The sequence below is a fragment of the Geobacillus thermopakistaniensis genome (genome assembly GCF_000498995.1).
Classification (GTDB): Bacteria; Bacillota; Bacilli; order Bacillales; family Anoxybacillaceae; genus Geobacillus; species Geobacillus thermoleovorans.
The window spans coordinates 1-14562 of record NZ_AYSF01000063.1; the positions used below are offsets into that span (position 1 = coordinate 1).

13 protein-coding genes, 3 pseudogenes and 1 riboswitch are annotated in these 14562 nt (G+C 54.9%); of the genes and pseudogenes, 2 read left to right on the forward strand and 14 right to left on the reverse strand.

The features are described from left to right. Positions 1 to 6 precede the first annotated feature (6 nt). Together T260_RS1000000141145 and T260_RS126505 are read right to left on the reverse strand one after the other, a co-directional pair. A complete protein-coding gene (locus T260_RS1000000141145; protein WP_023634208.1) occupies positions 7 to 333 on the reverse strand; it encodes a PfkB family carbohydrate kinase in 327 nt (108 codons plus the stop codon). Positions 334 to 523: 190 nt separating this feature from the next. After that, a complete protein-coding gene (locus T260_RS126505; RefSeq protein WP_011230868.1) occupies positions 524 to 1744 on the reverse strand; it encodes a YeeE/YedE family protein in 1221 nt (406 codons plus the stop codon). 147 nt (positions 1745 to 1891) lie between these two features. Between T260_RS126505 and mscL the strand changes: the two genes are divergently transcribed. Beyond that, entirely contained in the window at positions 1892 to 2287 is a 396-nt protein-coding gene (gene mscL / locus T260_RS126500; protein ID WP_011230867.1) for a large conductance mechanosensitive channel protein MscL, read from the forward strand. 130 nt (positions 2288 to 2417) lie between these two features. Here mscL and T260_RS126495 read toward each other — a convergent pair whose 3' ends face one another. The 5 genes from T260_RS126495 to hutG all read right to left on the reverse strand — a co-directional run bounded on the left by T260_RS126495 (position 2418) and on the right by hutG (position 9419). Then, positions 2418 to 3746: a YjiH family protein gene (locus T260_RS126495; RefSeq protein WP_023634209.1), complete on the reverse strand. Its 1329-nt coding sequence runs from the start codon at positions 3744 to 3746 to the stop codon at positions 2418 to 2420. A 105-nt stretch (positions 3747 to 3851) separates the two neighbouring features. Beyond that, a complete protein-coding gene (gene hutI, locus T260_RS126490) occupies positions 3852 to 5126 on the reverse strand; it encodes an imidazolonepropionase (protein WP_014195537.1) in 1275 nt (424 codons plus the stop codon). A 14-nt stretch (positions 5127 to 5140) separates the two neighbouring features. Then, complete coding sequence (gene hutU, locus T260_RS126485) at positions 5141 to 6796, reverse strand: urocanate hydratase (protein ID WP_021321288.1); 1656 nt, start codon at positions 6794 to 6796, stop codon at positions 5141 to 5143. A 168-nt stretch (positions 6797 to 6964) separates the two neighbouring features. Continuing rightward, the gene (locus tag T260_RS126480; RefSeq protein ID WP_023634210.1) at positions 6965 to 8446 is read right to left on the reverse strand and encodes a helix-turn-helix domain-containing protein; all 1482 of its coding nucleotides are present in this window, start codon (positions 8444 to 8446) and stop codon (positions 6965 to 6967) included. Positions 8447 to 8450: 4 nt separating this feature from the next. Beyond that, positions 8451 to 9419: a formimidoylglutamase gene (gene hutG / locus T260_RS126475; RefSeq protein WP_014195533.1), complete on the reverse strand. Its 969-nt coding sequence runs from the start codon at positions 9417 to 9419 to the stop codon at positions 8451 to 8453. A gap of 141 nt (positions 9420 to 9560) precedes the next feature. On the opposite strand from hutG, the gene T260_RS126470 reads away from it, so the two are divergent. Then, positions 9561 to 9977 (forward strand): PaaI family thioesterase, encoded by a 417-nt coding sequence (locus T260_RS126470; RefSeq protein WP_014195531.1) that lies wholly within the window; start codon positions 9561 to 9563, stop codon positions 9975 to 9977. A gap of 355 nt (positions 9978 to 10332) precedes the next feature. Here the strand turns inward: T260_RS126470 and T260_RS126465 are convergent, their stop codons facing one another. The 7 genes and pseudogenes from T260_RS126465 to T260_RS126435 all read right to left on the reverse strand — a co-directional run. Continuing rightward, on the reverse strand, positions 10333 to 10815 hold the full coding sequence (locus tag T260_RS126465; protein WP_013523474.1) for a PaaI family thioesterase: 483 nt from the start codon (positions 10813 to 10815) through the stop codon (positions 10333 to 10335). 180 nt (positions 10816 to 10995) lie between these two features. Beyond that, entirely contained in the window at positions 10996 to 11379 is a 384-nt protein-coding gene (locus T260_RS126460; protein ID WP_014195529.1) for a VOC family protein, read from the reverse strand. 16 nt (positions 11380 to 11395) lie between these two features. Then, positions 11396 to 11752: a hypothetical protein gene (locus tag T260_RS126455; RefSeq protein ID WP_014195528.1), complete on the reverse strand. Its 357-nt coding sequence runs from the start codon at positions 11750 to 11752 to the stop codon at positions 11396 to 11398. Between the two features lie 50 nt (positions 11753 to 11802). Beyond that, a riboswitch (SAM riboswitch) is annotated at positions 11803 to 11907 on the reverse strand. 50 nt (positions 11908 to 11957) lie between these two features. After that, positions 11958 to 12767 (reverse strand): annotated as a pseudogene (locus tag T260_RS126450) (ABC transporter substrate-binding protein); the annotation flags it as partial. Further along, positions 12728 to 13639, reverse strand: a complete 912-nt coding sequence (locus T260_RS126445; protein ID WP_023634212.1) for an ABC transporter permease — start codon at positions 13637 to 13639, stop codon at positions 12728 to 12730. The gene T260_RS126445 and the pseudogene T260_RS126450, both read right to left, overlap by 40 nt. A 16-nt stretch (positions 13640 to 13655) precedes the next feature. Then, positions 13656 to 14075, reverse strand: a pseudogene (locus T260_RS126440) (ABC transporter permease); the annotation flags it as partial. Positions 14076 to 14313: 238 nt separating this feature from the next. Further along, a pseudogene (locus T260_RS126435) lies at positions 14314 to 14535 on the reverse strand (glycerol kinase); the annotation flags it as partial. Positions 14536 to 14562 lie beyond the last annotated feature (27 nt).

Consider the following 14562-nt stretch of genomic DNA (forward strand, 5'->3'; position numbering starts at 1 on the left):
CTTTCCCTACACGACGCTCTTCCGATCTTCATCGAGCACCGCTGTATACGTCCCGGTGTTCGCTTTTGGCGTTCGCACGATGAAGCTCGTATTGACATATCGGCTCGTCACGTCAATGAGCCACTGTCCATCGTGATCATCGCCAACGGCGCTGACGAGCGAAACAGGTTGAGCAAGCCGCCCTAAGTTTTCCGCCACGTTTCTCGCCACCCCGCCCGCGGTTTGCGTCGTGGTGACGGGATGGGACGTGCCGAGCTGAAACGGCGCAAGCAACCGCGCTTTCCGATCGACATTCGCCCCGCCGATGCAGACGATCGAGGCCGCTTTCCCCATGCCTTTCCCCCTCTCTTCCAATGATCGCAGCCGCGCGATCCCGCCTCTTTCCAAACGGAGAAAACGATTTCAAAAAAGCGGACAGCTGCACGCTTCGAAGCCTCACCACCCATTGTACCACATACCGCCTGGCAAGAACGGCATAAAGAAGGCACCCCGTCAAAACGACGGGATGCCAACTTTCGGACACTTAGTTTTTGTACGCGCAATACGGACGCAGTTTGACGCCGATCAGGCTGCCGAGGAAAGCAAAGACAAACCACGCCCAGCCGTGGGCGCTGAATGACGCAATGCCGCCGAAATACGCGCCGATATTGCAGCCGAACGCCAGCCGGGCGCCGTATCCCATCATCAGGCCGCCGATCAGCGCACCGATCGTCATGCGCGTCGGACGCTTCCACTGAATCGGTTTTGTATAGCGGCCCGCAAGCGCTGCCGCCAATAAGGCGCCGACCATCAAGCTGATGTCCATCACGGTCGTTGTATCGTAGTAGAGTGGATTCGCGAGCGCCTGCCGTTTCGCTTCATCTTGCCAGTACGCCCAAGCAGTCGGATCGACGCCAAACAGCTGCACGAACTTCGCCCCCCAAAGGGCGAAGGCGGACGTAATGCCCCACGGCTTACCGCTAATCATCAGCACAAGCGCGTTCGTTACAGCCAAGAGCAACGCCCCGACCAGAAGCGACCATGGCCCTTTGTAAATCGCTTTCCAGCCATGACGGTTCTCAAGCGATGTAGCAACGAGTTGGCCATAGCGCCGTTTTTCCGCCACGGTCACCACATAGTAGACCGCTGCCAACAAAACCAACTGAAGCAAAAACCCTCCCAAGGCGCCGAACTCGCCAATGAACGAGAACGGCTTCCATTGCGGCATCTTCGCCCACACGTCAAAGTGGGTCGTCGCAATGACTGAGCCAGCGATGAACCCGATGAGCGTCACGATGCCGTTCGCATCGCCTCCGCCGATATGGTACAACGTCCCGGACGCGCAGCCGTCGCCAAGCTGCATGCCGATGCCAAACAGGAAGGCGCCGACGATGACTGATACCCCCACGCCAAATACATACCCTGACACTGGGTGCCCGAGCGCCGAACCTTTCACGAGCAACGGCAAAAACAACGCGCTGGCCACAGCCATCATGATCATCTGTGCCCGAATGCCTTCCCCTTGGCGGTACAAAATGAATTTCCGCCAGGCCGAAGTAAAACCGAAATGGGCCTGATAAAGCACAAAACCGCCGAACGCTCCCAACAAATATAACAGCGCTTGTTGCCAGGACACACGGCTGTATAAGAACAATGCTCCACCGATTAACACGAAGCAGGAGACTGCAATGATCCATGCCGTCGGATTTTTCGGGGCGTTCGCCGCCTGTTTCGCGCGAACGTCTTGTTGCGCAGTCATTTCCATGGTGCATATCCCCCTTTTCTTTCCCCATTGTTAATATACTCTATAATAATATAAAACAGATTGATTTTCTATGATTTAGATATAAAAATTTCACGTATGAACTTATGGTATAATGTAGAGGATCACATTTCGAGAAAGGAGATTCACATGTGGAACGAATTTAAAAAATTCGCCATCCGCGGCAATGTCATCGATTTAGCCGTTGGGGTGATCATCGGCGGGGCGTTTGGCAAAATCGTTTCCTCGCTCGTCAATGACATCATCATGCCGCTTGTCGGGCTGATTCTAGGCGGCATCAATTTCAGCGATTTGTCTTGGAAAGTCGGCAAAGCGGAAGTGAAATATGGGGCGTTTATCCAAACAGTCGTCGATTTTTTGATCATCGCGTTTTCGATTTTCCTGTTTGTGAAATTGATCAACACGCTGTATGAACGGGTGAAAAAGCAGGAAGAGGTGAAGGAAACCGCACCGACGCTGACGAAAGAGGAGGAGCTATTGACAGAAATTCGCGATTTGTTAAAGCAACAGCGGGAAACGACGTGAAAGCCTGTCTGGAAGATGGACAGGCTTTCATGGCGCTGAAACTTCTCAGTCGGGTTGATGGAATGGCGGCGAACCTGAAAATCGCAGCCGCCCCATCGATGTCCGTTTTCATCGAAGCGCCGCACTCCCGTCAAAGCAGCCAATATGCAAGCGGCGCGGTGAGGATGAGCGTCAATACAGTCCGCTCGAACCAAATGACAAGAAGCCGCGGCAAGCTGAGCGGGATTTCCGTAGACAAAATGCATGGAATGACAGCGGAAAAGAATAGGATCGCTGATACGGATACAACAGCAATAATGAATTTCGTGACAAGCGGTGCTTCGGTGACAAGCAAGGCCGGCAAAAACATTTCTGCGATTTCGATGGCCGAAGCTTTCGCGGCCAACAGCGGTTCAGGGATTTGCAACAGAAGGGTGAATGGATAGAACAGGTAACCCAACCAGTCAAACACCGGCGTATATTCAGCGAGCAACAGCCCGATCAGTCCGACTGACATAATGGACGGCAAAATGCCCATCGTCATGATGAAGCCATCTCGCAAGTTCTCCCATATGTTTGTCCCAATCCCTTTTGACTGCTCTACCGCCCTCATCGCTTCAGCCCAAGCTTGTTTCATATAGTTGCCCGTTACTTTTTGCTCGGGATCCCCCTTGCCGTCGTAGTATTCATCGCTCATGCGGCTTAGCGGCCAAATCCGAGCGGTGAACGCTGTAACGGCAAACGTGACAAGAAATGTCACCCAAAAATACGTATTCCAGATTGGCATGAGCCCCAATGTTTTCGCCACAACGACCATAAATGTCACGGATACAGTGGAAAAGCCGGTGGCGATGATCGCCGCTTCTTTCACGGTATATTTGCCTTCTTTGAACACTTTATTAGTGATCAATAACCCAATGGAGTAGCTGCCGACAAAGGAAGCGACGGCGTCAATCGCCGAGCGGCCCGGTGTTTTCCAAATCGGCCGCATGACGGGTTGCATCCACACACCGACAAATTCAAGCAGCCCGTAACCAACAAGAAGAGCGAGAAAAACCGAGCCAATCGGCACAAGGAGACCGACGGAAATGACGAGTTTGTCATACAAAAACGGCCCCATATTCGGTTGAAACAGCCACGACGGACCGATGTGAAACACAAGCATGACCGCCGTGATCAGTCCTAGAACTTTCAACAGTGAAAAAACGGTTGTCACAGCATCTTTGTTCCACGTTTTTTTGTAAAACGGATAAACGGCACCGAGAGCGATCACGATAAGAGCATAATAAGGAACAAGTGCCGAAAACTGGGTGCGGATCCATGTCACAATATGATCGAGCAAAATCGATGATGTGCCGCCAATTGACACCGGAACGAAAAACACGAAAATCCCGATGGCGCTAAAGACGAAAAACTTCCATGCCCCGCTTGCCGGCGTTGGTGTCGGCACGGATGGCGCCATGTTTGTATCCGTTTTCATTTTCCTCCACCCCCATTTGTTCTTCTACAGGCTAAAGACGACAGCACGGCCGGAAGCATAACCGCTCCCGGTCGCTAAACACCTCGACGGAAGACCATTCCCCCTTCAGATGTACACCTTGCCGTCGTTCACCACCACCTTTCCACCTTTGATCACCGTCTCCGCATGGTTGACGCCGTAATAGTACATGATTTGCATATAATTCGGGACATTGAAAATGACCAAATCCGCCTTCTTCCCCGGCTCGAGGCTGCCGACGAGATGCGCGCGGCCGATGGCGTGGGCGGCATTGATCGTGGCGGCGGCCATCGCTTCAGCGGGAGTCATGCCCATATGCAGGCAGGCAAGGCTCATGACAAGCGGCAGCGAGACGGTCGGCGACGAACCGGGGTTGCAGTCGGTCGCCAAAGCGACGGGAACGCCGGCGTCGATCAAACGGCGGGCATCAGCGGCTTTTGTCATTAAGAAAAATGCCGTGCCCGGCAAGAGAACGCCGATCACGCCGCGCTCCGCCATGCGCCGAAGCCCTTCGTCCGACGCACGAAGCAGGTGGTCGGCGGATATCGCGCCGACTTCGGCTGCCAGTTCCGCCCCGCCATACGGCTCGATTTCATCGGCGTGGATTTTCGGCGTCAAGCCGTGCTCTTTGCCTGCTTCGAGGATGAGGCGCGCCTGGTCGGGGGTAAAGACGCCGCGCTCGCAAAAGACGTCGTTGAACTCGGCGAGCCCCCGCCGGCTCACTTCGGGAATCATCTCGTCGATGACAAGGCGGACGTATTCATCCGGATCGTGCTTCCACTCCGGCGGAACGGCATGAGCGCCAAGAAACGTGGAGACGATATCGACCGGGTGGGTGTCATCGAGACGCTTGGCGACTTCAAGCTGCTTGATTTCGTGCTCAAGGCTTAAACCATAGCCGCTTTTTGCTTCGACGGTCGTGACCCCATGAAGCAAAAACTGATCGAGCCGCCGCTTGCTTTCTTCATACAACATCTCTTCCGACGCCTCGCGCGTCGCTTTTGTCGTCGCATGAATGCCGCCGCCTGCGTTCATGATTTCCATGTACGTCGCCCCGCCGAGCCGCATCGTCCATTCGTGTTCGCGGCTGCCGGCGTAAACGAGATGAGTATGAGGATCGACAAGCCCAGGCGTCACCGTTTTGCCCTTAGCGTCAATGACTTCCGCTTCGGCGAGCCGATCGGCAAATTGGCGGGCCAGTTCATCGTCCGCCCCAACCGCCACGATCGTGCCATGTTCGATCCAGACGCTGCCGTTTTCGATGATGTGAAGATCGCTCATCTTCTCCTTGACAAGCGGAGCCGCGGAGCTTCCCGCCAGCGTGACGAGCTGGCGGGCGCGGCGGACAAAAAGCGGGCGCATATGGATCCCCCTTTCTACTTGAGCATCGGCATATCGATGCCTTTTTCTTTCGCTGTCCGAATGGCGAGCTCATACCCAGCGTCGGCGTGGCGGACCACACCAAGCCCCGGGTCGGTCGTCAACACGCGCTCCAGCCGTTTTTCCGCCTCTTTCGTGCCGTCGGCGACAATGACCATGCCGGCGTGAATGGAGTAGCCCATGCCGACGCCGCCGCCGTGGTGAACCGACACCCAGCTTGCGCCGCCGACCGCATTCAACAGCGCGTTTAAAATCGGCCAGTCGGCGATGGCGTCGCTTCCGTCTTTCATTCCTTCCGTCTCCCGGTTCGGCGAAGCAACGGAGCCCGAATCCAAATGATCGCGACCGATGACGATCGGCGCTTTCAGCTCGCCTTTGGCCACCATGTCGTTGATGATTTTCCCGAACTTCGCCCGCTCGCCGTAGCCGAGCCAACAAATGCGCGCCGGCAGCCCTTGGAACTTAATGCGTTTTTGCGCCATGCGAATCCAATGGCAAAGACGCTCATTGTCGCTGAATTCACGCAAAATGACTTCATCGGTTTTATAAATGTCTTCCGGGTCGCCGGATAATGCCACCCAGCGGAACGGCCCTTTTCCTTCGCAAAAGAGCGGACGGATGTAGGCCGGCACAAAACCCGGGAAGGAAAAGGCGTCGTCCACCCCTTCGTCTTTTGCCACTTGGCGGATGTTGTTGCCGTAATCAAACGTCACCGCCCCTTGCTTTTGCATCGCCAGCATCGCTCGAACATGCGCGGCGATCGACTGTTTTGCACGGGCGATGTACTGCTTCGGATCGCGCGCCCTGAGTTCGGCGGCCTCATCAAGCGTAAGGCCAGCCGGGATGTAGCCGTTTAACGGATCGTGGGCGGACGTTTGATCGGTCAAGACGTCCGGAACAAAGCCCATTTCGACGAGACGCGGCAACACTTCAGCCGCATTGCCGACAAGGCCGATCGACAGCGCTTTTTTCTCTTCCTTCGCTTGTTTCGCCATCTCGAGCGCCGCGTCTAGGCTGTCGGTCATCGTATCCAAGTAATTCGTGTCAATGCGGCGCTGGATGCGGGCCGGATCGACTTCGATGGCGAGGCAGACGCCGCCGTTCATCGTCACGGCGAGCGGCTGCGCCCCGCCCATGCCGCCAAGGCCGGCGGTTAGCGTGATCGTCCCGGCCAGCGTGCCGCCAAAGTGCTGGCGCGCCACTTCGGCAAACGTTTCATACGTCCCTTGGACGATCCCTTGGCTGCCGATGTAAATCCAGCTCCCGGCCGTCATTTGTCCGTACATGATCAACCCTTTTTTGTCAAGTTCGTGGAAATGGTCCCACGTCGCCCATGCGGGCACGAGGTTGGAGTTGGCGATCAGCACGCGAGGGGCGTCCGGATGCGTGCGAAACACCGCCACCGGCTTGCCGGATTGAATGAGCAACGTTTCATCGTTTTCTAAACGAAGAAGGGTGTCCACAATCGCCTCGTAACATTCCCAGTTGCGCGCCGCCTTGCCGATGCCGCCGTAGACGATCAACTCATCCGGCCGCTCGGCGACATCGGGATGCAAATTGTTGTTTAACATACGCAACGCCGCTTCTTGAATCCATCCTTTCGCCCGCCGCTCTGTTCCCGCAAACGGGCGTACGGTCCGTTTTTCTGCCATCGTCATCCTCTCCTTTTTCCTCTTTGCTTTTTATTGTAAGGAAGCCAAGAGGATGGAGATAGATTCTCGTCTTTTCAAGATGATCCATTTTTTTTGAAATTTCTTTTTTCTTTTCGCTTCATCTATCCATTTCTTTTGATATATGTTCATTTCTTTTGAAAAAACCGCCTACCGCGGTGATGACGGTTTCAGCCGTTGTTCATCGCGGTAGGCGGTCGGCGTCTGGTTCAGTTCGGCTTTAAAGACGCGCATCAAATAATGGGCGGTGCGAAACCCGGTTTGTTCGGCGATTTCTTTAATCGACAAATCCGTCTGCCGAAGCAGCCGTTTCGCTTCCTCAAGCCGCCGGTTGGTCAGCCACTGGCGAAACGTCACGCCGCGCTTTTTCGACAACAAATGGCTGAAATACGCGGGGCTGCGCCCGGCGGCGGCCGCGACCCGCTCAAGCGTGAGCGACGGATCGCGAAAATGCGCCTCCATATAGCGGAGGCCGCGCTCCACGGCGTCGACGCGCGCGTCTTCCTCGGCCTGCTTGGCCTCATGGAACAATCGATATAAAAATAAAATCAATTCTTGAACGATGCGATACAAGACGGGATTGTACAAAATGTCTTGAAAAATGCGCATATACTCCCGCTCGGTTCCGCCGCGGTCAAGGCCGTATGTTTTCATAAACCGGCGGATTTGCGCCAAGATGCTCGTCAGCCGCGTCCGCACCATCTCCGGGCTCGGAAACGGCGGCTTCCAATGGGAGAATTCGCGCCGCAGCCATCGCTTCACCCCTTCATGGTCGAACCGCTCGAGCATCTCGATCCATTGCCGCTGCTCCTCCGGCGTCAAAAACGGATCGAGCTCACGCCACTGTTCGTATTCCGAAGCGGGAGCGATCACTTGGCGATAGCCAATGAAAAACGTCGTCTCCAGCAACCGGCGGGCCGCTTGGTATTGCCCGCGCACCGTTTTCCGACCATCAGGCGGCATCACGACAACCGCGAGCGGCTCATGATGCTCCTCTTCCCAATCGCGCAACAGCTTCCACGCCTCTTCTTTCCCGTCGCCCGGCAAATCGGGAAGCAGGCAAACCGCCATATGGGTGAGCGGCAATACGCGCGCCCGTCCGCGAAACGGATAGCTCGTTAAAAAGCGGATCACTTCCCGAGACAAGGCAGGCTGTTCCGCCTGCACAAGCCATACATGGGTGGAAGCTGCGGCGGGGTCATCGTAAAATAATGCGCGGTAGTCGTCATGGCCGTCAAAACCCGCTGTCAGGCTCGAGCGGCTGTTGGAGGAAAGCGAAACCGCCGTCCTCAACGCTTGTTTCAGCTTGGCGGGCTCAAGCGGCTTCACAAGCAAATCGACGCATTGCCAGTCGATGGCTTGTTTCGCCCGCGCAAACGTCGCCTCGGCCGTTGCGGCAATCACGCGTTGGCAAAACAAGCGGACGTGGGATGTCGCCTTCGACCATCGTTCATACGGAATCATATCCAGTTCGACGTACAATAGCTCCGGCGCCTCCCGCTCAAGAAACGCCATCATCTCCTCGACCGTAGCCGCCGTATACACCCGCTCAATCGGCAAGGAATACGCGGACACGAGCCAGCGGATCGCTTCTCGTTCCTTGTCGTCCCGTTCGGCAATGACCAATTTCACGTTCTCACCGCCTTGGCTGCAAGCGTCGAAAATGAAGGAGCGCTTCCATGCAAAAGGCGGCGGCCAACGCCACCGTTTTTCCGCCTTCATCCCAGAGTGGATTGACTTCGCAAAGATCGACGCTGATCGTTTTCGGATGAGAAACGATTCGGCGGACGAGAGCGCGCACTAGCGACGGAGCGAGTCCAAACGGCGACGGCGCGCTCACCCCCGGCGCGGCAGCCGCGCTGATGGCGTCCATGCAAATGGTCAACATCACGGCATCGTGATGAGCGGCAAATTCCTCGATTTGTTCATAGGCGGCCTCGATCGGCCCTGCGGTCAGCTCGTCTTCAAGCATGTACCGGCAGCCGTACGTCTCGGCCGCCGCAAACAGCGCCGCCGTGTTGCCAAGCCGCTGAATGCCGAGGCAGAAGTAACGGACCCGTTCGTCTTGATCCAATATTTGCCGAAACATCGTCCCGGACGTCGGCCCGTCATCGTACGGGCGCAAGTCGAAATGGGCGTCAATGTTGAGGATGCCAAGGCGGGCTTCGGGCCCGAGCGCTTCGCGAACGCCCAAGTAATGGCCGTACGCCGTCTCATGGCCGCCGCCGATCACGATAGACGCCATCCCGTTTTTCAGCAGGCGGGCGACCGCCTTCCCAAGTTCAGTCTGGCTTTGTTCGAGCCGTTCATCGACGCAAACGACATCGCCTGCGTCATAGACAACGACCCCTTCCGGAAGATGCCAAGGCAGCCGGGCCAGCGCCGCTTTGACGGCGGCCGGCGCCTCTTTCGCCCCTTGGCGGCCTTGGTTGCGGCGCACTCCTTCGTCGCACGCAAACCCGATGAATGCCGCCGCTCGTTCCACCGTCTCCAATGGCTGCGACAAATCGAGCAAGCGAATGCGCTGATGAAGACGAAACGCCTGCTCATCGCTCACGCTGTCAATCCGTCCCGTCCAACGGCCGGCGTCTGGCGGTTGATACATGAGACCATCTCCTTTCCATCATCAGCTGCTTGTTTCTTTCGCCACAGCTTTGCCGTTCTCCTCCTCATGCACGCGAAAAGAGGAAATCGCCGCCGTTTGGCGAATAAAAAAACATGATTGACAACAGAAAGGGTGTTCCACATGAAGCCAATGACCAACTTGCACGCTGTCATCGCCGGTCAAAGCGCGCCGCCCCCATGCGACGAAACGCTCGGCGTCCGCCTGACGGAAGCCCGAGACGGCTATGCGAAAGGCGTATGGACGATCAGCGAATCGCTGCTCAACGGCAACGGGGTGATTATGGGCGGGTTCGTCGGGGCGGCGGCGGACATTCTCATGGCGTATGCGGTGACGACCTTGCTTCGCGATGACCAAATGCACGCCTCCATCAACTTGCAGACGACGTTTCACCGCCCAGCGGCGGCTGGAGAAGCCGAAATCGAGGCGCGGGTGGAAAAGTTCGGGAAAACCGTCGCCTATGTAACCGCCATCGTGCGGCAAAACGGCAAAGAGGTGGCGAGCGCCACGTCGTCGGTGCTGATCATGGACAAACCGTGAAGGTGATGGATCTCCAAAAGGCGTTTTTGCGCATGCTCGTTCTCCTTGGATTCGACGAGTCCAAACAGCAGCTGCTGTTGTTGTTTTGAAACGCATGGAAAGCGATGATCAGAGGAATCCGAGAAAACCGGCGAAAAACGATGATGTTCGCCAAATCGGTGGTTTTGTTGAAAAAGGAGAACCAATTTCACAAGGTTTCCCCACTTGAGAAGAGGCGTTGTCGAGTTGCCTTTTTCATGACATCATCAGTCCTCAATGGCGAAACGAGGTGAGGCGCAGCCGTTTTCGACCAGTTGCCAAGCGCCGGAGAAAGCGCTGTCAAAAACAGCCGCTCTCCGGCGCCTTTTGTTGCTTGTTACCCACGGACAAACGTTTTCGGCATTACGACGGCGACGACTTGCCCGCGGGCGCACAGTTCGCCGTTGGCGAACACTTCGGTGTCCACTTTCCATTTTTTCGGATGAATCTCCGTCACAGTGCCGACGGCGACAAGCGGCACTCCATGCGGCGTCGGCTTGACGAAATCGACGTGAAGCGACGCAGTGACAAAGCGCGGCGGCGTTTCCCCGCTCCCTGGTTCATGGCCGTTTTTCCGATGCAAGGCAAGCGCCGCTGAACCGGTGCCGTGGCAATCAATGAGCGAGGCGATCAGCCCGCCGTACACAAACCCTGGAATCGCCGTATGTTCCGGACGCGGCGTATACACCGTCACCGTTTTGTCGCCCCGCCACCCGGTGCGAAAATGGTGGCCTTGTTCATTCAGACGCCCGCAGCCGTAGCACCAGGCGAATTCATCAGGGTAGTCGTCTTGAATCGCGTGCACGATCATTTCTTCCACGTCATCCTCCCCCTCTCTTTTTCTAGTATACCATTGAATCGAGAAGACGACGACTCCTACATGGACGGTTGTTGTCTAGCGGCAGGCAAGGCCATACGAAGAAAAATGGAACGAAGCGCCAATCGCCAGACGGCAAATTCATAGGCGGCCCAAACAGCTGGCCGCCTAGCGTGACGCCATTTATCGAGCAGGCTCGTAAAACTCGATCCATTCGCCGTCGGGCCCGAGGAAGAACAAATATTTTGCTCCGTTCGGAAGTGTCGTTATTTCTTCCCACACAAGCGGCACACCGAGCGACTGAAGCCGTTCTTTCTCCTGCTCAATGCCTTCCACCGTAAACGCCACATGGTGCACTTTTCCTTCCGTCGGCAAATCCGGATTGTATCCTTCGATCAGCTCGACAATGATCGAGCCGCCAATCCCTAAAAACGCCAATTTCATCGTGCCGTTCGTATGAATCATTTCGTCGAGCAGCTCCAAGCCGACAACATTTTGATAAAACTCTTTCGATGCCTCGATGTCTTTCACTTGAATGCCGACATGTTCAAATTTTTTGACTGCCATTCGTCCCTCTTCCTTTCTATGACTCAGTTAACCATACTGCTTGTAAATACGGCGTCATCTGCATCGGGAAAATCCCTTTTTTCCCAAGCTCTGTCCATATGTAGCGGTCAAGGGCGTACGGTCCGTCCGCCTTCCATTCGTCCGCCTCACTGTTGGTCAACAACAACGAAAAGGCTGTTCCTTGCGCTTCCCCATACAAATGAACGTATCCGTCCCCACGGTCGACATGCACCGCCGCCTTAGGGTCAAACCGGATGAGCTCCGCCTGCACACAGCGCATGACACAAACGGCGAACGCTGCGGCAGGGAGATGAGCGGCCATGCAAGCGCGGAGCGAAACCGCCTCCTCCACTGTTTCTCCTTCACCTCCCATCGACAAAAACCCCCTTCGCCTCGGAATGATGCGAAAGGGGCCATGAGCCATTCTTATCATCCAAAGCGAAACCGCTTTGCGGGTGTTAGCACCTTGCCTGCGGCAGGTTGCTGTGGGGTCATCAAGCCCGTTCTCTCGCCCACTCTTGATAAGACGTATGCAATTTATCTTCTATCTTATCATACATCATCAAAGGCAACAATCGTCATTGTTCGACTTCCGGTTGCTCGGACGTGACGCCGACATCTTTCCACGTCAGTTTCGAGCCCGGATCGACCGTGAAGTTGGCGACGCGGTTGTTGACGGCATAAATGGCCGAACGATACAACGTCGGAATGACCGGAACTTCTTCGTTCATCAGCTTTTGCCATTCACTGTAAATTTTCCGACGATATTCTTTGTCAAACGCCTGTTCGGAATGGCCTTTTTCCAACAGTTCATCGTTTTTCTCATTCACCCAGCGCGAGTAGTTGAACATGACGTTGCGGCCGTACAATCCGTACGGGTCGACGTCCGTTCCCGTTCCCCAGGCGGCAGCGTAAACGTCCACTTTCGGGTCATCTTTTTCAACCATGTCATAGAACGAGTTGAACTCCGCCAGACGGCCGTCCACCAATTGGACATCCAAGCCAACGTCTTTCCAGCATTGCATGTAAAACTTCGCCAACGGCTCGGCAATATCGCCGCCGCTCATCGCCAAAAAGTTGATCGTAAACTTTTTGCCGTTCGGATCTTCGCGCAAGCCGTCGCCGTCCACATCTTTATAGCCGGCCTCATCAAGCAGCTGTTTTGCTTTTTCCGGATTATACGTGTACCCTTTGATCGAGCTGTCATGGTATCCCGGGAACGACGGCGGGATCAGCGTGGTCGCCGGGAAGCGCAAGCCGTGGTACAAGCGATCAGCCACTTCTTGGTTGTTGATGGCGTACGCCATGGCTTGGCGCAGCTTTTTGTTCTGGAATTTCGGATTGTCCATCACATTTTCTTGCTTTTTCGCATCCCAATGACCGAGTTTAACGCTTGGCCGATGAAATTTATGCACAGCATCATCACCAAAATGAGCAATGATGCAGGCAGCCATACCCACCATTTGTTTTGCAGCACATCGGGATTGGTCGCATAGCTGACCAGCGTCCCAAGGCTTGGCGTGCTCTCCGGCAGCCCGAACCCCAGGTATGTAAGACCTGACTCAATGCCGATGTTGCCGGCTAAGTTCAACGTCAAATTGACGATGATAATGGAGCTTAAGTTTGGCAAAATTTGAAACAAAATGATTTTCCAATCCGGCGTCCCGAGCGTCTTGGATGCGCTGACATAGTCCAATTCCCGCTCGGCAAGCGTCTTGGCGCGAATGAGCCGGGCTTTGCCCGTCCATAAAAACGCGCTCATAATCAAAATGAACGTCGCCACATTGTATTTCGGGACGATGGCTACAAAGACGATCACCAGCATTAAAAACGGCAAGACGAGAATAAAATCGATGATGCGCATGATGACGTTGTCGATCCAGCCGCCGAAATAGCCGGCCACAAGCCCCACCACAAGGCCGATCGCACCTGTGATTAGCGTAATCGCCAGGCCGATCGTAAAGTAATTGCGGGCTCCAATGATCAGCTGGCCGAACACATCGCGGCCGCCATAATCGGTGCCAAGCCAATGTTCCGCCGATGGCGGCGAATGAATGGCCAAAAAGTCTACCTTTACAATTTCCTCTTGGTCTAAAAAAATGGAAGCGCCGTAGACAATCAGCAAAATGACGGACAATATAATGAGCGAAACAAGAGCCAGCCGATCGCGGACGAGCTCCCGCCACATAATCGAAAGAGCGGAAGGGCTTTTCTCACTGGCTATTTCAACTGGAGCAGGACGGTTCACCTCAATTTTCATATTCCACGCCCCTCCCTTACTCAATGCGAATGCGCGGATCGACCGCACTTAAAATAATGTCAGAAAGCAAGGTCCCCACAAGCGTCGCGACCCCGGAAATCATCACAAGCGCCGTTACGACGCTGTAGTCGCGCTGCATAATCGACTGCAAAAACAGTTGTCCAAGCCCTGGATAACTGTAAATGGACTCTAAAAACACGGAACCGCCGATGAGCCCCGTAATTTCATAGCCTAAAAACGCTGCGATCGGCAAAAACGAATTGCGCAAAATGTGCCGCCAGTAAATCTGGCGTTCTAGAACGCCCTTGGCGCGCGCTGTTTTCACGAAATCTTTCACTTTCGTATCAATGATTTCGCTTCGCAAATATTGAATGGTGACGACCGTGTTGATGAGCGCGCCCGATAAAGCCGGAAGCATGAGATGATTCAACTTGCTTCAACATTTTTTGTAATTTGATCCTTATCATATATGATTATTTAGAACATAAATTTGTTTGACTATATTAATGTTTCAAACGCTCAGCTTTTTTTGCTTTGTTGAATGCGCATCGAAAAAAATCGCCTTTACTCGACAAACAGAGGAGGGCGATGCTGTTTCATTTTTTCCGCCCCGTAACGTGCAAGCCAAAACGCAAAAACGCAGATGCCCATGACGAGACATCTGCGTTTTTCCATCATTTAAACGACCGCGCCGCTTGCACTGCTTTTTTCCATCCTTCATAGAGAGCGGTACGCTTGGCGTCATCCATCTTCGGCTCAAACCGGCGCTCGAGCTGCCATTGGGCGGCGATGTCATCTCGGCTGTTCCAGTAGCCGACCGCCAGCCCGGCCAAATACGCCGCACCCAAGGCCGTCGTTTCATTCACAACCGGACGTTCGACCGGAACGGCAAGCATTTTCGGCTAGATTTTAATGCGTTGCTT